Source organism: Pseudomonas mercuritolerans (genome assembly GCF_025706525.1).
Taxonomy (GTDB): Bacteria; Pseudomonadota; Gammaproteobacteria; order Pseudomonadales; family Pseudomonadaceae; genus Aquipseudomonas; species Aquipseudomonas mercuritolerans.
Window position 1 is genome coordinate 22,305 of sequence record NZ_JAMSHA010000005.1, and the last position, 24,054, is coordinate 46,358.

At 61.5% G+C, this 24,054-nt stretch carries 13 protein-coding genes; 9 read left to right on the forward strand and 4 right to left on the reverse strand.

The features are described from left to right. Positions 1-286: 286 nt before the first annotated feature. Positions 287-2,416 (reverse strand): DNA helicase RecQ, encoded by a 2,130-nt coding sequence (gene recQ / locus ND528_RS14940; protein WP_263470615.1) that lies wholly within the window; start codon positions 2,414-2,416, stop codon positions 287-289. Between the two features lie 405 nt (positions 2,417-2,821). On the opposite strand from recQ, the gene ND528_RS14945 reads away from it, so the two are divergent. Continuing rightward, positions 2,822-3,409: a UPF0149 family protein gene (locus ND528_RS14945; protein ID WP_016771143.1), complete on the forward strand. Its 588-nt coding sequence runs from the start codon at positions 2,822-2,824 to the stop codon at positions 3,407-3,409. A 10-nt stretch (positions 3,410-3,419) separates the two neighbouring features. Then, the gene (locus tag ND528_RS14950) at positions 3,420-3,815 is read left to right on the forward strand and encodes a YbaN family protein (RefSeq protein WP_024012057.1); all 396 of its coding nucleotides are present in this window, start codon (positions 3,420-3,422) and stop codon (positions 3,813-3,815) included. 297 nt (positions 3,816-4,112) lie between these two features. On the opposite strand, the gene ND528_RS14955 is transcribed toward ND528_RS14950, so the two are convergent. Beyond that, positions 4,113-11,969 (reverse strand): retention module-containing protein, encoded by a 7,857-nt coding sequence (locus ND528_RS14955; RefSeq protein WP_263470616.1) that lies wholly within the window; start codon positions 11,967-11,969, stop codon positions 4,113-4,115. Between the two features lie 532 nt (positions 11,970-12,501). Here ND528_RS14955 and ND528_RS14960 point away from each other — a divergent pair. From ND528_RS14960 to ND528_RS14970, 3 genes are all read left to right on the forward strand, one after another. After that, the gene (locus ND528_RS14960; protein ID WP_016771146.1) at positions 12,502-13,860 is read left to right on the forward strand and encodes a TolC family outer membrane protein; all 1,359 of its coding nucleotides are present in this window, start codon (positions 12,502-12,504) and stop codon (positions 13,858-13,860) included. Positions 13,861-14,021: 161 nt separating this feature from the next. After that, positions 14,022-16,181, forward strand: coding sequence for a type I secretion system permease/ATPase (locus ND528_RS14965; protein WP_263470617.1), 2,160 nt, complete (start codon positions 14,022-14,024; stop codon positions 16,179-16,181). A 10-nt stretch (positions 16,182-16,191) separates the two neighbouring features. Continuing rightward, a complete protein-coding gene (locus ND528_RS14970; RefSeq protein ID WP_137216241.1) occupies positions 16,192-17,553 on the forward strand; it encodes an HlyD family type I secretion periplasmic adaptor subunit in 1,362 nt (453 codons plus the stop codon). Between the two features lie 118 nt (positions 17,554-17,671). Here the strand turns inward: ND528_RS14970 and ND528_RS14975 are convergent, their stop codons facing one another. Together ND528_RS14975 and ND528_RS14980 are read right to left on the reverse strand one after the other, a co-directional pair. Beyond that, positions 17,672-18,268 (reverse strand): tRNA-uridine aminocarboxypropyltransferase, encoded by a 597-nt coding sequence (locus ND528_RS14975; protein ID WP_263470618.1) that lies wholly within the window; start codon positions 18,266-18,268, stop codon positions 17,672-17,674. Between the two features lie 6 nt (positions 18,269-18,274). Continuing rightward, positions 18,275-19,168: a LysR family transcriptional regulator gene (locus ND528_RS14980; RefSeq protein ID WP_007956593.1), complete on the reverse strand. Its 894-nt coding sequence runs from the start codon at positions 19,166-19,168 to the stop codon at positions 18,275-18,277. 293 nt (positions 19,169-19,461) lie between these two features. Between ND528_RS14980 and speB the strand changes: the two genes are divergently transcribed. From speB to ND528_RS15000, 4 genes are all read left to right on the forward strand, one after another. Beyond that, positions 19,462-20,412 carry an agmatinase gene (gene speB / locus ND528_RS14985; protein ID WP_003222717.1) on the forward strand — a complete coding sequence of 317 codons (951 nt, stop codon included), beginning with the start codon at positions 19,462-19,464 and terminating at the stop codon, positions 20,410-20,412. Between the two features lie 10 nt (positions 20,413-20,422). Next, positions 20,423-20,845, forward strand: coding sequence for a YybH family protein (locus ND528_RS14990; protein ID WP_130912062.1), 423 nt, complete (start codon positions 20,423-20,425; stop codon positions 20,843-20,845). 51 nt (positions 20,846-20,896) lie between these two features. Further along, a complete protein-coding gene (locus ND528_RS14995; protein WP_076566505.1) occupies positions 20,897-22,399 on the forward strand; it encodes a purine-cytosine permease family protein in 1,503 nt (500 codons plus the stop codon). Between the two features lie 163 nt (positions 22,400-22,562). Beyond that, positions 22,563-23,942, forward strand: a complete 1,380-nt coding sequence (locus ND528_RS15000; RefSeq protein WP_217864041.1) for a sodium:solute symporter — start codon at positions 22,563-22,565, stop codon at positions 23,940-23,942. Positions 23,943-24,054: the final 112 nt, after the last annotated feature.

The following is a 24,054-nucleotide window of genomic DNA, read 5'->3' on the forward strand; positions in this document are numbered from 1 at the left end:
CTAATTATTAGTCAGCTAAGCATGGGCGGCAGTTATAGGCAAGAGTCGCTCTGTACTGAATCGTTACAACTGCGCGAAGATCAAAAGCCCCTCACCTTGGCCCTCTCCCAGAGGGAGAGGGAACTGAGTGGGGATGCTCTGAAAATTCGCCGACCTGACAGCGCTCGCTGAATCCATAATCGACTCGGTCTTGCAGGTCGATGTCTGCCGCCAGACACCGCGGTCGGCTCCCTCTCCTCGGGGAGAGGGCTGGGCGGGCGGCGTTCCGATGAGGGGTCGGGCCAGATTACATCTCGAATTCAGACTGCAACGCCGCCCGCACGCAATACAGCACGCCTTCAGGCACACGCCCGGCAAACAGCTCAGCCACTTCAGCGACCGACGGCAACTCGCCCTCACCATCGAGGAACGCGTCCTGCACTTCACCCATCAGTTCCTCAGGCAAGTCCAGCGCCTGCTCCAGCGACAACTGCTGCTTGCCGATGGCTTCGGCGAGCATGGCGTAGACGTTCTTCTCCGAGCACTGCAACTGCCCGGCGATCTGCAGCGGGGTCATGCCGGCGCGGGCCAGGGTGATCAACTCGTGACGGACATCGGCGACCACCTTCGGCGCCTCGGCCTCGCCGCCGAGCACTTCGAGGAAGGCTTCGCCGTAACGTTCCAGCTTGCGTGCGCCGACGCCGCTGACCCGGGCCATCTCCGCCAGCGAGGTCGGCTGGCTGCGGAGCATTTCCAGCAGCGTCGAGTCGGGAAAAATGACGTACGGTGGCACGCCGTGTTCTTCGGCCAATTTGCGACGCAGTGCGCGCAAGGCTTCCCACTGTTCGCGTTCTTCGCCGCGCACCAGTTGGCTGGCCTGGCTCTTGCTGCCGGTCTTGGCGGTGACTTGCGGTTTCAGGTCGCGGCGCAGTTCCAGCTTCACTTCGCCTTTGAGCAAAGGCCGGCAACTGTCATTCAAGCGCAGACCGCCATAACCCTCGTGATCGACATCGGCCAAGCCACGCGCCACCAACTGGCGGAACAGCGAGCGCCACTCGCTCTCGCTCAACGCCTTGCCCACGCCAAACACCGACAAATGCTGATGGCCGAAGCTGCGCACTTTTTCGTTGTCCTTGCCCAGCAACACGTCGACCAGATGCCCGACGCCATAACGCTGGCCGGTGCGGAAAATCGCCGACAAGGCCTGACGAGCAGGTTCGGTGGCGTCCCAGGTCTGCACGTCGTCAACACAGTTGTCGCAATGCCCGCACGGCTCAGGCATGTCCTCATCGAAATAGGCCAGCAACGCCTGACGCCGGCAGCGGGTCTCTTCACACAGCGACAGCATGGCGTCGAGCTTGTGCTGCTCCAGACGTTTATGCCGTTCGTCGCCTTCTGAGTTCTGCAGCATCTGCTTGAGCATCACCACGTCTTGCAGACCGTAAGCCATCCACGCATCCGCCGGCAGCCCGTCACGGCCGCCGCGCCCGGTTTCCTGGTAATAAGCCTCAAGGGATTTCGGCAGATCGAGGTGCGCGACGAAGCGTACGTTGGGCTTGTCGATGCCCATGCCGAACGCCACGGTCGCGACCATGATCAGGCCTTCCTCATTGAGGAAGCGTTTCTGGTGATAGGCGCGCAGATCATTGGGCAGACCGGCGTGATACGGCAGCGCCGGGAAACCCTGTTCGCTGAGGAACGCCGCAACTTCTTCGACCTTCTTGCGCGACAGGCAATACACGATGCCGGCATCGCTGCGCCGCTCGGCGAGGAACGCCAGCAACTGTTTGCGCGGCTGTTCCTTGGGCACGATGCGATAAAAGATGTTTGGGCGATCGAAACTCGACAGGAAGCGTTCGGCGTTCTGCAGGTGCAGGCGATCGACAATTTCTTCGCGGGTGCGCTTGTCGGCGGTCGCGGTGAGAGCGATGCGCGGAACGTTGGGGAACAGCTCGGCCAATTGACCCAGTTGCAGGTATTCGCGGCGGAAATCGTGGCCCCATTGCGAAACGCAATGCGCTTCGTCGATGGCGAACAGGGCGATTTCCAGGCTTTGCAGGAACGCCAGCATGCGCGGCTGGACCAGACGCTCCGGTGCGAGATAGAGCATTTTCACTTCGCCGCGTTTGATCCGCAGAGCGAGGTCGCGCTGTTGCTCGGCGCTCAGTGTGGAGTTCAGTGCAGCGGCGGCAACGCCCAGTTCTTCAAGGGTGGCGACCTGATCGTCCATCAGCGCGATCAATGGCGACACGACCACCGCCAGACCTTCACGCAACAGCGCCGGCACCTGGAAGCACAACGACTTGCCGCCACCGGTAGGCATCAGCACCAGCGCATCACCGCCGCTGGCCACGCGCTCAATGATCGCACCCTGACGGCCACGGAAACTGTCGTAGCCGAAGATGTCCTTGAGGACGCGTTGAGCCTGTTCGAGCATAAAAACTCCAAAAATCTACCGATACATCCCTGCTCAGGCTGGTTCAGAGCAGCTTCGGCTGCTTAAACAAAACGTAAGAACACATTGCATGACCAGCGCAGCGCCAGCAGGGATCGCAAAACGCGGCAGTATACCCGAGGCCTTCGCCGCAGAGGGTGCCGCTGAGAAGACACTGGTAAACCTGCCACACACAAAACCCTGTGGGAGCGAGCCTGCTCGCGAAAGCGACCTGTCAGTCGATGCAAAAGTGCCTGATACACCGCCTTCGCGAGCAGGCTCGCTCCCACAGGGTTATTCATCTTTCCAGTAAGGCCGGTAATTCGGGCAAATCTGCCAAGCGGCTGGCTAGAGCGCGCAAGAAGGCCTAGAATTCCCGCATTGTTTATTCCCCAAGGTAGCCCCGTAATGTCCTTCGCTGAGCAACTGACCCGCCTGCAAGTCTTCCTCGACGCCGACGAGCTGCACGACGAGGCGCTGGATTACGTCGCCGCCCACGGTTACCTGACCGCGCTGTCGATCTGCTCCGAAGACGTTCCGGAGCGCGAGTGGATCGACGCTCTGTTTGCCGAAGAGCCGCATTACACCGACGAAGCCCAGCGTGCCGAAATCGAAGCCACACTGATCGGCCTCAAAGCGCACATCGCTCGCCAACTGGCCTCGGATGAAGAATTCGAATTGCCGTGCGAACTGGATCTGGGCGAAGAGCCGGACGACTCCGAACTGCGTGGCTGGTGCATCGGCTTCATGGAAGGCGTGTTCCTGCGCGAAGCGGCCTGGTTCGAAACCGCCGAAGAAGAAGTCAGCGAAATGCTCCTGCCGATCATGGTCGGCTCCGGCCTGTTCGACGAACAGCCTGAGTTCGAAGACATCGCCAAGGACGCCAATCTGATGGACGACATGATCGTGCAGATCCCGGAAGCCCTGACCGCGCTGTACCTGCTGTGCCAGGCCCCTGACGAAAAACCGGCGATCCTCAAGCCTCGTCATCACTAAGAACCGGCCTATGGACAATCCCATAGGCAACCGCCCCCTGATGTTGCGCTACGTCCTGCTGGCCATCGGCTGGCTCAGCGTCGCATTGGGGGTGATCGGCATCTTCCTGCCGGTCCTGCCCACCACCCCCTTCCTCCTGCTCGCCGCAGCCTGCTTCGCGCGCAGCTCTCCACGCTTCTATCGCTGGCTGGTCGAACATCCACGACTGGGGCCCTGGATTCGCGACTACCTCGAAGGCAACGGCATTCCGCTCAAAGGCAAGGTCTACGCGATCGGGCTGATGTGGGTGAGCATTCTGTTCTCGTGCTATCTGGTGCCGCTGGTTTGGGCGCGGGGGTTCATGTTGACCAGTGCGGTGCTGGTGACGGTCTATATTTTGCGGCAGAAGACGTTGCGCAAAACTTGATACCTCCCAGTTGATCATGCTTGGCGAACTGGCAGTGAGTCGGGTGCTGGATAATCTGGAGTTGCCGGGGTGATGTTGGTCTGCTGAGTTACTTGGTGATCAACCCGGCCTCTTCGCGAGCAAGCTCGCTCCCACAATTGATCCTGGTCGGACACATATTCTGCATCCACTGAAGAACCCTGTGGGAGCGGGCTTGCCCGCGAAGGCGGACTCACAGCCAACACATCTGTACAGACACAAAAACCCGCCGCCCCCGAAACAACCGGGGCGGCGGGTTTTGTCGTTTCAGACATCAGGTCAAACCGTATCCACCTTCAACGAATGATCATTAAGCATCCCGCTGATGATCGTCGCCGTGTCATGCCCCCCAGCCACCATGCCGCCCGCCTCCGGTGTCACGCCGTAGTGGCTGGCGAGGTTAACGCCGGCGAGGTCGATGGTCTGGTTCGGCGTGGCGCCGGCCATGGCGCTGACGTCGATGCTGGTCATCACCGAGGCGCCGCTGCCGCTGACGGTGAAGTGCAGGTAGTCGTCCAGCGACGCGGTGCTGGCGTTTTCGCCTTGCAGCAGTTGCGACAGGTCGAGTTTGTCGGTGCCGGGGGTGAAGTCGGTGATCAGGTCGTGGCCGCTGTTGCCCTTGAGCCACTGGAAGGTGTCGGCCCCTGCCCCGCCGGTCATCGTGTTGTTGCCCATGCCACCGATCAGCAAGTCATCGCCAGCGCCGCCATTGAGGAAGTCGTTGCCGAGGCCACCGTTGATCACGCTGTTGTTGCCGTCGCCGATGAGGCTGTCGTTGAAGTTCGAGCCGATCAGGTTTTCGATACCGGTCAACGTGTCGGTGCCGGCGCCGAGGGTGTTTTGCGCACCGAGCAGGCCGAGGTTGACGGTGACGGCGGCCGTGGCGTGGGCGTAGCTGGCGGTGTCGCTGCCAGTGCCGCCGTCGAGCAGGTCATTGCCGGCACCGCTGTAGAGCAAGTCGTTACCGCCGTCGCCGTGCATTTCGTTGTTGCCAGAGCCTGCGGTGAGCACGTCGTTGCCTTCGCCGGCGTTGATCACGTTGTTGCCGCTGCCTGCCACCAGCACATCGTCGCCAGCAGTGCCGGTCAGGGTGTGGCCGTCCTGATAGCTGATGCTGACGTTGGCCGTGTCGCTGCCGCCGTGGTTGTCGTTGGCGGTGTAAGTGCCGTGGTAGTCCGGTGTGATGTCATGGGCCCCGGCGTAGTTGAGGGTCATGGTCAGTTGGTAGTTTTCCGCGGCGTTGGGGTTGCCGCCGCTGTTACCAATATTGGTGATGTGGATCTGGTAGACGCCGTCCGCCGAGGCGGTAAGCGTTTGCCCGTCCGCCAGCGCGGTGTAGGCGCCGCCGTTGAGCGAGTACTCCATGCTGATCCGACCGGCGTCCAGATTGTGATCAAGGTTGAGGGTTTCGCCCTGGCGCAGGTTCACGGTAATGCGGTCTTCATCGTTGGCATTGCTGTTGCTCACCATGCCGAGATAACCGCTGACCACCAGCACGGCAGTCATGGTCGCAGCATTGGCGCTGAAGGCGCTGCGCACGTTGGCCAGGTTCTGATTGGCCGCGCTGTTGCTCTGGTTAGTGAAGCCGATCAGGCCGCTGCCGGTGAAGTCCGCCGCTTTCGACACCCATCCGGTGTTGAAACTGGTTGGCGTGGCGCTGAGACTGTCGCCGTTCGGATCGGTGTCGTTGGCCAGCAACAGCTCACCTGGCACCACGATGTTGCCCGACAGCACGTTGGTGATGACGTGATCGTCCATCGCTACTGGCGGCGCGTTGGGAATCACTTTCACGGTCAACGTTGAGCTGGCCAGATCGCCGTCGTTGTCGCTCACGGTGAAGCCGATGTTTTCGGTGATCACCACTGCGGTGGTTTTCTGCGAGGTGTAGCTGTATTCACCAGTGTCGAGATTGACCACCAGCGTGCCGCTGTTGTTGGTGGCGATGCTTACGGAGTTGTTGGCGGTATTGAAGGTGCCGTGGTTGGCGCCGCCGCTCGCGGTCAACGAACCCTGGCCGCTGAGGGCTTTCGGATCGTAGGTGTAGGTGGTGCCGTCGACCATGATCGACTTGATAAAACCGCCATCAGCGCCGAACGAACCACCGTCACCCAGCAGCGAACCGGTGACCGGCGCGCCTTGAACAGTGCCGGACAGCACCGAGTTGAGCTGGTTGAGATCGGTGACCACCACGGCGTTGGTGTTGGTGTGGCTGATGCCATCGTAGGCCAGCGGATCGAGGTAGGCATTGCTTACGCCGTCACCCAGGCCGATGGCGTAGTTCTTGATGTTGTTGGCATCGAGGAAGTTTTTCAGAGCGGCCTCGTCAGCCGTGCCGATGTCGCCCTCGTTGGGCTTGCCGTCGGAGAAGAAGTAGCCGACGTTCTGTGCCCCGGTGAGTTTGCCGGAGGTGTTGAACGCGGTCTGCATCACCGCCACGGCGGCATCGTAGTTGGTGCCGCCGCCGGCGTTGAGGCCGGCGAGCAATGTCTTGGCAGTAGCGACATCGACCCACACCGTGGTGCGGTCGGCGGCATTGCTGCTGAACGTCACCAACTGCACTTTCACATCGCCCAGATCATCGTACTTGTCGAGCAAGGCGCCAATGGCCTGCTTGGCCAGTGCCAGCCGCGACAGGCCCGGCACCCCAGAGGGATCGGCCATGCTGCCGGAGATGTCGAGGACGATGAGGATGTTCGAATCGATCTCCACTGCGGTAACCGAGCGATCCGAGGCAACGGCTTTCGGCACGTCGTCGACGATGTTCACCACGAGGGTGCTGGTGGTGCTGTTGCCCAGTGCATCGGTGGCTTTGTAGGTGAACGTTTCGCTCAGGGTGTTCGGCCCGTCGTTGGCGCTCGGCGCGGTTTTCGCTGCCGACGTCAGCGTGTAGGTGTAGGTGCCGTCGGCGTTTAGCTGCAGTTGTCCGTAGCTGCCGGTGGCGTTGCCGACCAGGGTGTAAGTGATCGCGCCGCTGCCGCCACTGACCGAACCGACCAGCGTGCCGCTGGCGGTTTCGCCGGTATTGCCCGGATCGCTGCCGGTGACTGTGCCGGGGGCCAGGTCAGTGCCATCCTTGCTCAGGTCGAGGGCTTTTTCATAGACGGTGACGTCGGTGTCGCTGACGGCGACCAGGCAGCTGTCATGCACATCGATGGTGATGGTGGTGGTGCTTTCATCGCCGTCGGAATCGCGCACGGTGTAGGTGAATACATCCACCGCGCCCGGGCCGTTCACCACGTTCGGATTGCTGTGATAGACGGCGTTGCCGTTGGCATCGAGGGTGAGGTAGCCGTAGGTACCATTGATCTGCGAATTCAAACCGCCGACGGCTGAAGTGGAGGTATCGGCACCGGCACGCACGCCGATCACGGCACCGGAAACCGCCGGACCGTCAGCGCCGCCACTATCGTTAGCGAAGACGTTGCCACTGACGGTGCCGCCTTCCGCGACCGAAGCCGCATCCGGATTGGCGCTCGGCAGGTCATCGACGATATTGACGTTGATCTGACCGCTGGCGGTACTGCCATCGGTATCAGTGGCGACCACGTCGAAGCTCTCGCTGAGGCTGTTGGCACCGTTGGCGTTCGGATGAGCTTCATTGTCGACCAGGGTGTAGCTGTAGCTGACCACGCCGGAGGCCGGATCGTAACCGGTGATGGTGAAGGTGCTGCCCAGTGGCGAGACCACCGATTGCGGCAAACCGGCGGCGACGCTATTGCTGATCACCGCAATGCCGCCGACCGTGAGGGTTTGCAGGCCATCAAGCGCAGTGACGGTGAAGCTGCCGCTCTGGGTCAGCGCCGAGGTGTCGGGGCTGCTGCCGTCGCTGAGGTTTTTCTCGTAGACGGTGATCTCGCCGCCCTTCACATCGAGGCCGTCGAGGCACACCGGATCGTCGTTGTTATGGATGTTCAGCACCAGGTTGGCGGTGCTGGTGTCGCCGTCGGCATCGGTGATGGTGTAGGTGAAGGTTTCAGTGCCGTTGCCGCCGCCGTGGAGGTTTTTGAAGTCGGCGTCATTGGCGTCCAGCGAGTAGGTGTAAGTGCCGTTGGCGTTGAGCACCAGCGTGCCGTAAGTGCCAGTGAAAGTACCGGCAGTCACCGGGCCGCTAGCGACGCGGTCGGCGCCTTGCACATCATTGTCGAGAACGTTGCCGGTCAGGGTCAGCTGGGCTTCGGTCGCGTTGTCGGCATTGCTGTCATTCAGCGCTTTCGGCACGTCATCGACGATGCTGACAACGATGCTGCTGGTGACGACATTGCCAAGCGAATCGGTGGCCTGATAGGTGAAGGTTTCGCTCAGGCTGTTGGCGCCATCGTCGGCGTGCGGCGTGGTGGTCGCTGGCGAAGTCAGCGTGTAGGTGTAAGTGCCATTGGCGTTGAGGACGATCTGCCCATAAGTGCCGGTGGCGCTGCCGACCAGCGCATAACTGATCGCGCCGACCGCACCGGTGACCGAGCCGACCAAGGTGCCGGAAGCGGTTTCGCCAGGGCTGTTCGGATCGCTGCCGACCACGCTGCCCGCCGCCAGATCCAGGCCATCCTTGTTCAGGTCGAGGGCCTTTTCGTAGACGGTGACGTCAGTGTCGCTGACGGCTTTCAGGCAGCTGTTGTAGACGTCGATGGTGATGGTCGTGGTGCTTTCGTCACCGTCGGCATCGCGCACGGTGTAGGTGAACACATCCACCGCGCCCGGGCCGTTCACCGTGTTCGGATTGCTGTGATAAATGGCGTTGCCGTTGGCATCAAGCGTGAGGTAGCCGTAGGTGCCGTTGATCTGCGAATTGAGTCCGCCAATGGCCGAAGTCGAGGTGTCGGCACCGGCACGCACGCCGACCACTGCACCGGTAACCGCAGGACCATCCGCGCCGCCGATATCGTTGTTGAGTACGTTGCCGCTGACGGTGCCGCCCTCAGCCACCGAAGCCGCGTCCGCGTGGGCGGTCGGCAAATCGTCGACGATGTTGACGTTGATCTGACCGCTGGCGGTGCTGCCGTCGGTGTCAGTCGCGACGACGTCGAAGTTCTCGGTGAGGCTGTTGGCGCCGTTGGCGGTTGGATGAGCTTCGTTGTCGGCCAGGGTGTAGCTGTAGCTGACCACGCCGGTCGTCGGGTCATAACCGCTGATGGTCAAGGTGCTGCCCAGCGGGGTGACAATTGATTGCGGGAAGCCTGCGGCCACGCCATTGGTGATCACGGCGATGCCGCCGACTGTGAGGGTCTGCAGACCATCGAGAGCGCTGACGGTGAAAGTGCCGTTCTGGGTCAGCGCCGGGGTGTTGGGGCTGGTGCCGTCGCTGAGATTTTTTTCGTAGACGGTGAGTTCGCCACCGTTGACGTCGAGGCCGTTGAGCAGCACCGGGTCGTCGTTGTTGTGAATCTGCAGAACCAGATTGGCAGTGCTGGAATCGCCGTCGGCATCGGTGATCGTGTAGGCAAAGGTTTCCGTGCCGTTACCGCCGCCGGTCAAGGCTTTGAAATCGGCATCGCTGGTATTCAGGGTGTAGGTGTAGGTGCCGTCGGTGTTCAGCACCAACGTGCCGTAAGTACCGGTGAAAGTACCCGGCGTGACTGGGCCTGTTGGTACGCGATCGGCGCCTTGCACGTCGTTGGTCAGGACATTGCCGGTCAGCGTCAATTGAGTTTCTGACGCGGTGCCGTTGCTGTCATCGTTGGCTTTCGGCAGGTCGTCGACGATGTTCACATCGAGAGTGCTGTTGGCTATCGTGCCGTTGTCATCGACTACCGTGACTGCGAACTGCTCGGGCAGATTATTGGCGCCGTTGGCGTTCGGATGTGCTTCGTTGTCGGCCAGGGTGTAGCTGTAGCTGACCACGCCGGTGGCAGCGTTGAAACCAGTAATCGTCAGCGTGCTGCCCAGTGGCGTGGTGATCGATTGCGGGAAGCCTGCGGCGACGCCATTGGTCACCACGGCGATGCCGCCGACTGTCAGCGTGGTCACGCCGTCCAGTGCGGTGATGGTGAAGGTGCCGTTTTGTGTCAGCGCGCCAGTGTCCGGGGCGCTGCCGTCGCTGAGGTTTTTTTCGTAAACCGTGAGCTCGCCACCGGCGACGTTAAGGCCATCGATGATTACTGGATCATCGTTGTTGTGAATCTGCAAAACGAGATTGGCAGTGCTGGAATCGCCGTCGGCATCAGTGACGGTGTAGGCGAAGGTCTCTGTGCCGTTGCCACCGCCGGTCAAGGCTTTGAAATCGACATCGCTGGTATTGAGCGTGTAGGTATAAGTGCCGTCGGCGTTCAAAACCAACGTCCCGAACGTGCCGGTGAAAGTGCCCGGAGTAACCGGGCCGGTAGGCACGCGGTCGGCACCTTGCACGTCGTTGGTCAGGACGTTGCCGGTCAGGGTCAGTTGGCTTTCCGAGGCGGTACCGTTGCTGTCATCGTTGGCTTTCGGCAGGTCGTCGACGATGTTCACGTCCAGCGTGCCGGTGGCGGTGGTGCCGTTGTCATCGACTACCGTGACCGCGAATTGCTCAGGCAGATCATTCGCGCCGTTGGCGTTCGGATGTGCTTCGTTGTCGGCCAGGGTGTAGCTGTAACTGACCACGCCAGTTACAGCGTTGAAACCAGTAATCGTCAGCGTGCTGCCCAGCGGCGTGGTGATCGATTGCGGGAAACCTGCGGCGACGCCATTGTTCACCACGGCAATTCCACCGACGGTCAGCGTTGTGACGCCGTCCAGTGCGGTGATGGTGAACGTGCCGTTTTGCGTCAGCGCGCCAGCATCCGGGGCGCTGCCGTCGCTGAGGTTTTTTTCGTAGATCGTCAGCTCGCCACCGGCGACGTTCAGGCCATCGATGGTGACTGGATCGTCGTTGTTGTGGATCTGCAGAACCAGATTGGCGCTGCTGCTATCGCCGTCGGCATCAGTGATGGTGTAGGCGAAGGTTTCGGTTCCGTTACCGCCGCCGGTCAAGGCTTTGAAGTCGGCGTCGCTGGTATTCAGGGTGTAGGTGTATGTGCCGTCGGCGTTCAGCACCAACGTGCCGTAAGTACCGGTGAAAGTACCCGGCGTGACCGGTCCGGTGGGTACGCGGTCGGCGCCTTGGATGTCGTTGGTGAGGACGTTGCCGGTCAGGGTCAGCAAGGTTTCCGAGGCAATGCCGTTGGCGTCGTCAAACGCTTTAGGCACGTCGTCGGTGATATTCACATCCAGCGTGCCAGTGGCGCTGTCGCCGTTGCTGTCGGTGGCGATCACTGTGAACTGTTCGCTGAGGTTGTTCACGCCGTCGCCAGCCGCGTGGGTTTCGTTGCCGTTGAGGGTGTAGCTGTAGCTGACCGTGCCGGTCGCCGCGTTATAACCGGTGATGGTCAGGGTGTTGCCCAGTTGCGTGGTGATCGACTGGGGAAAGCCGATCGGCACGCCGCCAACAATCACGTTGATGCCGCCGATGCTCAGGCTGTTCAAACCATCCGCTGCCGAGACCGTGAAGTTGCCGCTTTGCGTCAGCGCGCCTGGATTGGCCGCTGTACCGTCAGGCAGATTGGCTTCATTGAGGTTGAGTTCGCCATCCGCTCCATTGAGGCCGTTGAGGATAACCGGATTGTTCACCGGTGGCGGTGGCACCACGACTGGCGCTGGCGTGTCGTCGCCATTGTCGATGTCCGCATCGCGACGATACTCGGGAAATTCGGGAATACCGTTGAAGCCAGCGGTGGGGAAACCAATGATCGGATCGACTCGGCCGCCGACTTCGGTGAGCAGAACGAAACTGTGCCCGCCGCCAAGTTCACCGGTATTGCCGGTGGGCGCGTTGGGGCCAGCCGCGGTGGCTTCGGCGGTTTTGCTCGGGTCTTCACCGGCGGCGATGGCTTGCTGGATCTGCTCGACATCGGTCAGTTGCGCATGGCTCGGGGTCTGCGCTTCGTCGACGTTCACCGGGACAGCCTGGTCGGCCAGCAATTGCCCGGTCATGGTGATGCTGCTGCCCCGGCCGAGGGTCAACTCCTCGCCGTTTTGCAGTTTCACTGCCACCGCGCCTTCCGCGCCGGTGATCAGTTGATCGCCGGCGTACAAACGATCGCCTTCGAACAGCGGACGCTTGATGCCGTCGCTCGCCTGAGCGAACACCTGACCAATGACTTTTGTGACCGTACCGATGAGCGCTGCCATGTGAAATCCTCCGCTGCCGACCACCGTCGGCACAGGTTCGCGAAGCAGCCCATGGCTCAATCGGGTTGCCGGGGGCGACGCTCGCACCCTCGACAGTTCGTTTCGCAGGCCCGGTTTGAAACGAATTGTCAGCGCCATCAAGCACTTGCCAACCCTGTTCAATCCATCGACCCACTAGCGCTACGTAACGGTGGTGAATCACCCAAGCGACAAAAATCTGTCGCTCAATCGCCGTTACGCGTCCCTCCCCTTCAGCGGTACTTCGCAGTGTCTTGCAAAGTGAATGGAACTTTCCTCAAGCCTTTTCGAGCTCCCTAAAGCGCATAAAACAAAGGCTTTCGAGCTGAACAATGTGCTGCTTTTGAAAAACCGCATAAGTTTTTTTTGGAATAAGTCTTATGAAAATTTTTTCTTAGCTACGCTCTAGGATGTTCTTAGCTCTGTTGTTACAAGAGTGAAACGCTTACACCCTAAATTTACGTCAAATATTTGGCGACAGTAACACAACATTGAGATCCAGGGAGATGCACCCATGCGCGTTTTAACCCCCCTCTGCAGCGCGGTTTTGCTGGCCATGGCTTGCACTTCCCAAGCCCAGGCGATGAACCTCACCGAGGCGATTCAGAGCACCATCGCTACCCACCCGGAACTGGCTTCGCGCGTGGACGCCCGCTTGTCTGCGGATGAACAGGTGAAAGTGGCAAAAGGCGGGTTTTATCCGTCGGTCGATCTGAACGCTGCCTACGGGCGCGGCTACAGCGACAACACCAACACCCGCGCCTTCGGTAATCACAACACCGAAATCCTCAATTACACCCAGTCCGAGCTGCGTCTGCGGCAGATGATCTTCGACGGCTTCAACACCGCCAACGAGGTCGAGCGCACCAAGGGCGTGTCCAATTCGCGCGCCTACTACGCGCAAGGCACCGCACAGGATCTGGCCCTGCGCACCATTGAGGTCTACCTCGAAGTGCTCAAGCGGCGTGAACTGGTGACGCTGGCCAAGAACAATTTGCAGGCGCACTTGCGCGTCAACGATCAGATCGGCCTGCGCACCGAGCGCGGCATCGGCAGTACCGCCGACTCCGATCAATCGGTTGCCCGTCGTGCACTGGCGCAGAACAACCTCGACACCGCCGAAGTCGATCTGGCCGACGCCGAATCGAATTTCTACAGCGTGGTCGGACGCATGCCCGATGAGCTGGAAACCCCGGCCTCGACTCGCGGTGAGATGCCGCCGGACCTGCGTGAAGCGCAGCAGAGCATGGTCGACAACAACCCTTACCTGAAATCGGCCCAGGCTGACGTGCAGTCCGCCGAGAGCCAGTACGAAGTGGCCAAGTCGCCGTTCTACCCGCGCTTCGATGCCGAAGCAGCAGTCGGCGCGAACAACAACGTGCAGGGTGATGAAGGCCACGACAACGAATGGCGTGTCGGTGTGGTGATGAACTACAACCTGTTCCGTGGCGGCAGCGACAAGGCACGTCTGGCGGCAAACGCCCACGACATCAACCAGGCGATGGACATCCGCAACAACGCCCTGCGTCAGCTCAACGAGAACATTCGTCTGGCCTGGAACGCCATGGAAAATGCCAAGAAGCAGACGCCGACCGCTCGCGAGTACGCAGAAACCACCAAACGCGTGCGCGCCGCTTATCAGGACCAGTTCGGCCTCGGCCAACGCACCCTGCTCGACCTGCTCGACAGCGAAAACGAGCTGTACAACGCCAACCGCCGCTACACCGAAATCCGCTACACCGAGGAATACTCGATGTACCGCGTGCTGGCGAACATGGGCCAGTTGCTGAGCAAACAGCGCGTGGTGCTGCCGGCTGATGCGATTGCCACGACCGAAGTGAAAAACCAGGCGCGCCTGCCGGAACTGAAATAAACGGTGCAGGAACTGACTTTGCCCTGATCGTTCCCACGCGCAGCAAAGGAATGCCTCAAGGGACGCTCCGCGTCCAGTGACGCGGAGCGTCACGGGCTGCATTCCCACGCAGAGCGTGGGAACGATCCGATAACCGAGCCCGTTCAACAGAGGCAATCACTATGACCAGCATGGAACCCGGCGCCACCGGGGTCGATCCGCGCCTGAGCTTCGACGACCCGTTACTCGACGGCCTGCTGATCCTCTGCAAACTGCATGGCGCCACGGTCAGTCGTGCCAGCCTGAGCGCCGGGCTGCCCCTGAACAAACAACGCCTGAGCCTCGATCTGCTGCCCCGTGCAGCCGCGCGGGCCGGATTGCAGGCGCGGTTGTTGCGCCGTGACCTGAAAGACATTTCGCCGCTGAACCTGCCGATCCTGCTGCTGCTCAACGACGGCCGCACCGCCGTACTGCGACGGTTTGGCGAAGATGGCAAAGCCCTGCTGCTGCCCAGCGAAGCCGACGGCGGCGAGCAATGGGTCAGTCGCGAAGAGCTCAGCGAACACTACAGCGGCCAGGCCTTGTTCGCCCGTCCGCGCCACGAACTCGAAGACCTGCGCGCGCCGCTGGTGCCACGGGTTAATGCGTGGTTTCGCGACACCCTTAAACTGTCGAAATGGCTGTACAGCGATGCGATCCTCGCCAGTTTCCTGATCAACCTGTTGGGCCTGATGGTGCCGTTGTTCGTCATGCAGACCTATGACCGCGTGGTGCCGAATCAGGCGACCTCGACGCTGTGGGTGCTGTCGATCGGCCTGTTGATCGGCACCGGTTTCGAACTGGTGCTGCGCGTGGTGCGTGCACACCTGCTCGACACCGCCGGAAAAAAAACCGATGTAATCCTCTCGGCAACCTTGTTCGAGCGCATCACCGGCATGTCGATGAAAGCGCGGCCGGCGACCATCGGCGGCTTTGCCCAAAGCATTCACGACTTCCAGGGCCTGCGTGAGTTTCTCACCGCCGTGACCCTGACCAGCCTGATCGACTTGCCCTTCGTGGTGTTGATGCTGGTGGTGATCGGCCTGCTCGGTGGCTGGCTGGTGGTGATTCCGCTGCTGGCGTTTCCGATCACGATCATTTTCGCCATGGTGATTCAGGTGCGCCTGCGTGACACCGTGCAGAAAAGCCTGAGCCTTGGCGCCGAGCGTCAGGCCGTGCTGATCGAAACCCTCGGCGGCCTGGAAACCCTCAAGGCCTGCGGCGCCGAAAGCGAGCGTCAGCACAAATGGGAAAGCACCCACGGCGCCCTCACCCGCCTCGACAGCCATGCGCGCAACCTGTCGGCGCTGGCCACCAACGGCACCCTGTTCATCCAGCAGTTTTCCGGGATGGCGACGATTGTGGCCGGGGTCTACAGCATCATCGCCGGCAACCTCAGTGTCGGCGCGCTGGTCGCCACTTACATGCTCGGCAGTCGTGTGCTCGCCCCGCTCGGCCAGATCGCCGGGCTGATCACCCGCTACCAGCAAGCGCAACTGACCATGAAAAGCACCGACGCACTGATGGCGCTGCCGCAGGAACGCGACGGCAAACAACGGCCACTGGAACGTACGCAGCTGCAAGGTGCCCTCGACGTCAGCGGCGTGACGTTTCACTACAACGGCCAGAACGCACCGGCGCTGAGCGAGGTCAGCTTCAGCCTGAAACCCGGCGAGCGGGTCGGCATCATCGGCCGCAGCGGTTCGGGCAAAAGCACCTTGGCGCGGCTGGTCATGGGTTTCTATGAAGCGGAGGAAGGTCAGTTGCTGCTCGACGGCCTTGATCTGCGCCAACTGGACGTGGCCGACCTGCGTCAGCAGATCGGCTATGTCGCCCACGACCTGCCACTGCTCGCCGGCAGCCTGCGCGACAATCTGACTTTGGGCGCGCGCTACATCAGCGACTCGCGCATGCTCGAAGTCGCCGAACTGACTGGCGTCACCGAACTGGCCCGACAACACCCGCAAGGCTTCGACCGACCGGTGGGCGAACGCGGGCAACTGCTTTCCGGCGGCCAGCGCCAGGCGGTGTTGCTGGCGCGGGCGCTGTTGCTCGATCCGCCGATCATGCTGCTCGACGAACCCACCAGCGCCATGGACAACAGCAGCGAGGACGCGCTGCGGCAGAAACTGCATGGCTGGGTGCAAGGCAAGACCCTGCTGCTGGTCACTCACCGCACCTCGATGCTGAGCCTGGTGGACCGGTTGCTGGTGCTGGACAACGGCCGGGTCGTCGCTGACGGCCCGAAAGAAGCGGTCATCGATGCACTGCGCAAGGGCCGTGTCGGCTCGGCGGCGGTCTAGGAGTTACGCCATGCCTGCTTCCTCCGATAGCAAATCACGCGGCTACTTCGACAGCTTCGGCAAAAGCGCCGAAGCCGAGTTCATGCCGGAAACCGCCGGCGCGGCGTTGCAGGATTCGCCGCGCAAATCGCGGATCACCGTGTGGCTGGCGGCAGCGCTGCTGATCGCCGCCCTGGTCTGGGCCAAATTCGCCGTGCTCGAAGAAGTGACCATGGGCGAAGGCAAGGCGATTCCGTCGAGCAAGGTTCAGGTGATCCAGAACCTCGAGGGCGGCATCGTCACCGAGATTTTCGTTCGCGAAGGCCAGATGGTCGGCAAGGGCGACACCCTGCTGCGTCTGGATGACACGCGCTTTCGCTCGAACAAGGGCGAAAGCGAGGCCGACCGATATGCGCTGACAGCCCAGGTAGAACGGCTATCGGCGGAGGCCGAGGGGCGCCCCTTCAAACTCTCCGCTGAAGTCATCGCCAAGGCGCCGCAAGTCGCCGAGGACGAACGCTCACTTTACGAGCAACGCCAACGCCGCTTGGCGAGCGAACAGCGCACCCTCAGCGAACAATTGCGGCAGAAAACCCAGGAACTGGCGGAGTTTCGCTCCAAGCAAGGCCAGTTCAGTTCCAGCCTCGCGTTGTTGCAGCAAGAGATGAACATGTCCGAACCGCTGGTGAAAACCGGTGCCGTGTCACCAGTGGAAATCCTCCGCCTCAGACGCAGTGCGGTGGAGATCCGTGGTTCGCTGAACGCCACCACGCTGGCGATTCCCCGCGCCGAATCGGCCATCGCCGAGATCCGCAGCAAGATCGACGAATCCGAGCAGACCTTCCGCTCCGAGGCCGCCAAAGAGCTGAATGAGAAACGCACCGACCTGTCGAAAATCACCGCGTCGAGCATCGCCATCGACGATCGCGTCAGCCGTACCACGGTGACTTCGCCGGTGCGTGGCGTGATCAAGCAGATGAAGGTCAACACCATCGGCGGCGTGGTCCAGCCGGGCAGCGACATGGTCGAAATCGTGCCGCTGGAGGACAACCTGCTGATCGAAGCCAAGGTCCGCCCGCAAGACGTCGCGTTCCTGCATCCGGGCCAGAAAGCCATGGTCAAGTTCAGTGCCTACGATTACACAATTTACGGCGGGCTGAGCGCCAAGCTCGAGCTGATCGGCGCCGATACGATCACCGATGACAAGGGCAACAGCTTCTATCTGATTCAGGTGCGCACCGACAAGAATCACCTGGGCGGCGATGTGAAACCGCTGCTGATCATCCCAGGGATGGTGGCGACAGTAGACATTATCACCGGTGAGAAAAGCGTCTTGGATTACTTGCTTAAACCGGTGTTGAAAGCGCGGACCGAGGCGATGCGCGAGCGCTAGTGATCTTTGAATTGCGGTGATTGATCTGGCGCTTTCGCGAGCAGGCTCGCTCCCACAATTGGAATGCGTTCCCCTGTGGGAGCGAGCCCGCTCGCGAAGAGGCCCGCACAGACAATGGTCATCTGTCGCCATGGTTACGCTGAAAAACCTCCTCCCCCATCGCCGCAATCTGCCCTTCGATCAGCGCTTCAAACGGCTTGAGCAACGGCGCAAACGTCGTCGGCGCTTCGAGGGTTTCCAGCGCCTGGACGATCGCCTCGATCGTCGATAGCGCCCCCGGCCCCGGTGCCTTGCGCAAGCGATAGCGCGACACGCCGCCCTCGGTCAGGGTCACCCGTGGCAGCGCCGCCAGCAGCGGATTGAGGTGCAGCATCTTGCGCGCCTTGCGCCATGTGCCGTCCGGCACCACCAGCAACAGCGGTTCCTCGGTTGGAGCATAAACCTGCAACGGCTGCGCATCCTCAGCCGGGAACAGCAAGCGCGCCTGATAGCCCGGCCGGTTCAACAGTTTCGGCAAATCCTCGAATACCTCACCAACAATCAGCTCGGCATTGCTCAGCCCCAGCGCCGCCAGACGCGCGGTATTGAGCGCGTGACTGACCTCGCTCGGATGCTGCAGCAGCAAGACTCGGGTGCGGCTATCAAGATGCGGAATCAATGGGCACAGGCAATGGGTCTGGGGGCGCAGGCAGCGCGGGCATTGGGCTCGGGACATGGTGGGTTACGCCTGATTCAATTGCGCTTTGAGCAAATCGCGGAAGGTCTGGATCAGCGGCTCGCGGCTGCGGCCCCTGCGCATGATCATCGAAAACGGCGCCTGATAACCGAAGGTTGCCGGCAGCAGAACGCGCAGATCGCCCTTGTCGGCCCAGGCCTGCGCGTAGTGCTCCGGCAGATAACCGATGTACGCGCCGGAGAGCACCAGAATCAGCTGCGCTTCCATACTTTCCACAGTCGCGGCGCTGTGTTTGAAACCGTGCCGGGCCAGTTCCGCCTGACTCCAGTACCCGCGCCCGACCATCCGTTGCTGGGTGATGACTTGCTCGGGGATGCGCCGTTCGTTGAACAGTGGATGGCGACTGCTGCAATACAGCCAGTGCTGTTCGCGGTACAACGGCATGTAGACCAGACCGCTCATGCGCGTGGAAAACGCACCGATGGCCAGGTCAAGGCGATTGTCCTGCACGCCGAGCTGCAATTCGTAAGGGCTCATCACCGACAGGTGCAGATGCACTGCCGGGTGTTCCTGGCTGTAGGCGCCGATGGCTTCAGCAAACGGCAGGGCCTTGTCGCTGACCGTGGAATCGATCACCCCGAGATTGAGCGTGCCGCGCAGTTCGCCCTTGAGCGCGGCGGCGTACTGTTCGAAGCCTTCAAGCTCGGCGAGCAGGCGCAGGGTTTCCTGATGGAACAGCTCGCCCTTGCTGGTCAGGCTGAAGCCACCGCGCCCGCGATGGCACAGCACCAGACCGAGCGCGGCTTCGAGCTGGCTCATGTAGGTGCTGATCGCCGAGGTCGACAGGTTGAGTTCCTGCTGCGCATTGGCGAAACCCTGATGGCGCACGACGCTGACGAAGATGCGCAGGAGTTTCAGGTCGGGTAAAGCGTTGGCCATTTCTGCTCCCAAGGATCGTTCCCACGCTCTGCGTGGGAATGCAGCCCGTGACGCTCTGCGTCACTTGCGAGTACGGCTGGACGCGGAGCGTCCGTGGATGCATTCCCACGCAGAGCATGGGAACGATCAGGTGTGGAAGTCTGGCATTAGTTTAGAAAAATCTGAACTAAGTTTTTGCCCGTAGCGATTCTTCCCCGTCACTACATTTCGCATGATCGGCCCAACAGCGGCGTCCGAACCTGTGCTCCACGGCGCGCCGGGATAAATAAAACAAAGACGATGAGGCCCTACCCGTGGACAAGATTCTTCACCAACCACTGGGCGGCAATGAAATGCCGCGCTTCGGCGGCATCGCCACCATGCTCCGACTTCCCCATGTACCGACCGCTGCCGGCCTCGACGCTGCCTTCGTGGGCGTGCCGCTGGACATCGGCACTTCGCTGCGCCCCGGCACCCGCTTCGGGCCGCGCGATATCCGCACCGAATCGGTGATGATCCGCCCGTACAACATGGCCACCGGCGCCGCGCCGTTCGACTCGCTGTCGGTCGCCGACATCGGTGACGTGGCGATCAACACCTTCAACCTGCTCGACGCCGTGCGCATCATCGAAGAAGCCTACGACAACATCCTCGAGCACAACGTCATCCCGATGACCCTGGGCGGCGACCACACCATCACCCTGCCGATCCTGCGCGCAATCCATAAAAAGCACGGCAAGGTTGGCCTGGTGCACATCGATGCCCACGCTGACGTCAACGATCACATGTTCGGCGAGAAGATCGCCCACGGCACCACGTTCCGCCGTGCCGTCGAAGAAGGTCTGCTCGATTGCGACCGCGTGGTGCAGATCGGTTTGCGTGCCCAGGGTTACACCGCCGACGACTTCAACTGGAGCCGCGATCAGGGCTTCCGCGTCGTTCAAGCCGAAGAGTGCTGGCACAAGTCGCTGGCGCCGTTGATGGCGGAAGTGCGCGAGAAGGTCGGTGGCGGTCCGGTGTATCTGAGTTTCGACATCGACGGCATCGACCCGGCCTGGGCGCCCGGCACCGGCACCCCGGAAATAGGCGGCCTGACCACCATTCAGGCGATCGAAATCGTCCGTGGCTGTCAGGGCCTCGACCTGATCGGTTGCGATCTGGTAGAAGTCTCGCCCGCTTACGACACCACCGGCAACACCTCGCTGCTGGCCGCCAACCTGCTGTACGAAATGCTCTGCGTACTGCCTGGCGTGGTTCATCGCTGAGGGTCGGGTCATGCACGCACGTGATCAGGTTTTGCACGCGGCCGCCGAGTTGGTCGCCGCGTTTGCGCGTAACGATCGCGAAGCTTACTTCGGCGCATTCAGCACCGATGCCAGCTTCGTTTTCTACACCCTCGACCAGCCGTTGCTGTCGCGCGATGCCTATCAGGCGTTGTGGGACCGCTGGCGCGCCGAGGAGGGTTTCGAGGTGCTGTCGTGCACCTCGAGCAACGCCTTTGTCAGCCTGCAGGGTGACGTGGCGGTTTTCATCCATGACGTGGCCACCGAGCTGCGCATGCAAGGGGAGCAACACTTCAGCCAGGAGCGCGAGACGATTGTTTTCAGAAGACAAACGTCGAGCCTAGAACAACAAGGCCTATGGCTGGCCTGTCACGAACATTTGTCCGCAATGCCGGAAGGGCTGCCACCCCCTTAGCCAATGGTGACGCTCACGCACGATGAGCGCGCCTGATGATCGGAGCAGATCATGAATAACAACAACAACGAAAAAAGCCTTAGCAGCATCGAAACAAACGGGGTCGAACAGATCCCGGATCATGAGCGCGACGCCCGACCCAGCGACTTGTTTCGCTTGATCTTCGGCGGCGCCAATACGTTTGCCACCGCTGTGCTCGGCAGTTTCCCGGTGCTGTTCGGCCTGTCGTTTCAGGCCGGTGTCTGGGCGATTGTGCTGGGTGTGGTGGTCGGTGCGCTGATCCTCGCACCGATGGGCCTGTTCGGCCCGCTCAACGGCACCAACAACGCCGTGTCTTCCGGTGCGCACTTCGGCGTGCACGGGCGGATTGTCGGGTCATTCCTGTCGTTGCTGACGGCGATCGCGTTTTTCTCGCTGTCAGTGTGGAGCTCGGGTGATGCGCTGGTCGGCGGTGCCAAACGCCTCGTTGATCTGCCGGAAACCGACCTGACCCTGGGCCTGGCCTACGGTCTGTTCGCGCTGCTGGTGCTGACCGTGTGCATCTACGGTTTCCGCATCATGCTGTGGGTCAACCGCATCGCCGTGTGGGCCGCGAGCCTGTTGTTCCTGCTCGGTATCTTCGCCTTCGCCCCTGCATTTGACAGCCAGTACGCCGGCAGCGTGGCGCTGGGTCAGGCCGGGTTCTGGGCGGCATTCATCGGCGCAGCGCTGGTGGCGATGAGCAACCCGATTTCCTTCGGTGCGTTCCTGGGCGACTGGTCGCGCTACATCCCGCGTGAGACGCCAAAGGGCCGGATCATGCTGGCGGTGATCGCCGCGCAACTGGCAACGTTGATCCCGTTCCTGTTCGGCCTCGCCACCGCGACCATCGTCGCGATCAAGGCACCGGACTACATCGCCGCAAACAACTATGTCGGCGGCTTGCTGGCCGTGTCGCCGAGCTGGTTCTTCCTGCCGGTGTGCCTGATTGCGGTAATCGGCGGCATGTCCACCGGCACCACGTCGCTGTATGGCACCGGGCTGGACATGTCCAGCGTGTTTCCGCGCGTGCTCTCCCGAGTCAAGGCGACCCTGCTGATCGGCGTGCTGTCGATCGCCTTCATCTTCATCGGCCGTTTTGCGGCGAACCTGGTGCAGAGCGTGTCGACCTTCGCCGTGCTGATCATCACCTGCACCACCCCGTGGATGGTGATCATGATCATCGGCCTGCTAGTACGGCGCGGCTTCTACTGCCCGGATGACCTGCAAGTGTTCACCCGCGGCGAACAGGGCGGACGCTACTGGTTCAACCACGGCTGGAACTGGCGCGGTCTCGGTGCATGGATTCCGAGTGCGCTGGTCGGCCTGTGCTTCGTCAACCTGCCGGGGCAGTTCGTCGGCCCGCTGGGCGAACTGGCCGGTGGCATCGACATCAGCTTGCCGGTGACATTGGGCCTGGCGTCGGTGGTGTATCTGACGCTGCTGCGCCTGTTCCCCGAACCTAGGGAAGTGTTTGGGCCAACGGATGTGCGCAGCGAAGCCGCCATAAAACCCGAACTACGTCAGGCCGCCTGAATAAACGCAAAACCCTGTGGGAGCGAGCCTGCTCGCGAAGACTTCAGCACATCCAACGTTGATGTGACTGACAGACCGCCTTCGCGAGCAGGCTCGCTCCCACAGGAAGCCTTGCAGACCCCATTTGCTTGACCATAAAAAAGACAATCGGAGACACGCCATCATGGCTTTGGATTTATTCGTCGTACTCATTTATGCCGCTGCGATGCTGATTCTCGGCTACTACGGCATGCGCAAGGCCAAGACCCACGAAGACTATCTGGTTGCCGGGCGTAATCTGGGGCCGTCGCTGTACATGGGCACCATGGCAGCAACCGTCCTCGGTGGTGCGTCCACCGTCGGCACTGTGCGTCTGGGCTATGTGCATGGCATTTCCGGTTTCTGGCTGTGCGCGGCATTGGGCTGCGGCATCGTCGCGCTGAACCTGTTCCTCGCCAAGCCCTTGCTGAAACTCAAGGTATTCACCGTCACCCAGGTCCTGGAGAAGCGCTACAACCCGATGGCGCGCACCGCCAGTGCGACGATCATGCTCGCTTACGCGCTGATGATCGGCGTGACCTCGATCCTGGCGATCGGCACCGTGCTGCAAGTGTTGTTCGGTCTGCCCTTCTGGATTTCCGTACTGCTCGGCGGCGGTATCGTGGTGATTTACTCAACCATCGGCGGCATGTGGTCGCTGACCCTGACGGACATCGTCCAGTTCGGCATTCAGACAGTGGGCCTGATGTTCGTGTTGTTGCCGATCTGCCTGTACCGCGTAGGCGGCTGGGATCAACTGGTCGCGCAACTGCCGGCGGCCAGCTTCAACTTCACCAGCATCGGCTGGGACACGATCATCACCTACTTCATGATCTACTTCTTCGGCATCCTGATCGGCCAGGACATCTGGCAGCGGGTGTTCACCGCCAAAAGCGAAAAAGTCGCCAAGTACGCCGGCACTTCAGCGGGGATCTACTGCATCATTTACGGCCTGGTCTGCGCCTTGATCGGCATGGCTGCGCATGTGCTGATTCCGGATCTGGACAACGTCAACAACGCCTTTGCCGCCATCGTCAAAGTCTCGCTGCCTGACGGCATCCGTGGCCTGGTGATCGCTGCCGCACTGGCGGCAATGATGTCCACCGCCAGCGCCGGCCTGCTCGCCGCGTCCACCACACTGACCGAAGACCTGCTGCCGAAACTGCGCGGCGGCAAACAGTCCAACGTCGCGGTCAGCCGCCTGTTTACCCTGCTGACGGGGATCGCGGTGCTGGGTATTGCTCTGGTCGTCAATGACGTGATCAGCGCGCTGACCCTGGCTTACAACCTCTTGGTCGGCGGCATGCTGATTCCGCTGATGGGCGCGATTTTCTGGAAGCGTGCGACTACCGCCGGGGCGATCAGCGCGATGACGCTGGGCTTTATCACGGCGCTGGTGTTCATGGTCAAGGACGGCATGGACGCGAACTCGCCGATCTATTACAGCCTGGGTGTCAGTCTGGTGAGCTTTGTACTGGTCAGCCTGTTCTCGCCGCGCCCGGCAACCGTGGCAACGGCGGTGTGAATCGGCTGTAACGACTTGACGTTTTCTTCAGCGGGTGTGGCGTCGGTGGCCACACCCGTTTTTTTCGCTTGGCGAAAAGCAAAAGATCGCAGCCTTCGGCAGCTCCTACACT

Excerpts from the sequence above, each read along its gene's own strand:
- ND528_RS14945 (WP_016771143.1), top strand. The coding sequence starts at position 2,822 with ATGTCCTTCGCTGAGCAACTGACCCGCCTGCAAGTCTTCCTCGACGCC.
- ND528_RS14955 (WP_263470616.1), bottom strand. The coding sequence starts at position 11,969 with ATGGCAGCGCTCATCGGTACGGTCACAAAAGTCATTGGTCAGGTGTTC.
- ND528_RS14965 (WP_263470617.1), top strand. The coding sequence starts at position 14,022 with ATGACCAGCATGGAACCCGGCGCCACCGGGGTCGATCCGCGCCTGAGC.
- ND528_RS14950 (WP_024012057.1), top strand. The coding sequence starts at position 3,420 with ATGGACAATCCCATAGGCAACCGCCCCCTGATGTTGCGCTACGTCCTG.
- ND528_RS14960 (WP_016771146.1), top strand. The coding sequence starts at position 12,502 with ATGCGCGTTTTAACCCCCCTCTGCAGCGCGGTTTTGCTGGCCATGGCT.
- recQ (WP_263470615.1), bottom strand. The coding sequence starts at position 2,416 with ATGCTCGAACAGGCTCAACGCGTCCTCAAGGACATCTTCGGCTACGAC.
- ND528_RS14975 (WP_263470618.1), bottom strand. The coding sequence starts at position 18,268 with ATGTCCCGAGCCCAATGCCCGCGCTGCCTGCGCCCCCAGACCCATTGC.
- ND528_RS14990 (WP_130912062.1), top strand. The coding sequence starts at position 20,423 with ATGCACGCACGTGATCAGGTTTTGCACGCGGCCGCCGAGTTGGTCGCC.
- ND528_RS14970 (WP_137216241.1), top strand. The coding sequence starts at position 16,192 with ATGCCTGCTTCCTCCGATAGCAAATCACGCGGCTACTTCGACAGCTTC.
- ND528_RS14995 (WP_076566505.1), top strand. The coding sequence starts at position 20,897 with ATGAATAACAACAACAACGAAAAAAGCCTTAGCAGCATCGAAACAAAC.
- ND528_RS14980 (WP_007956593.1), bottom strand. The coding sequence starts at position 19,168 with ATGGCCAACGCTTTACCCGACCTGAAACTCCTGCGCATCTTCGTCAGC.
- ND528_RS15000 (WP_217864041.1), top strand. The coding sequence starts at position 22,563 with ATGGCTTTGGATTTATTCGTCGTACTCATTTATGCCGCTGCGATGCTG.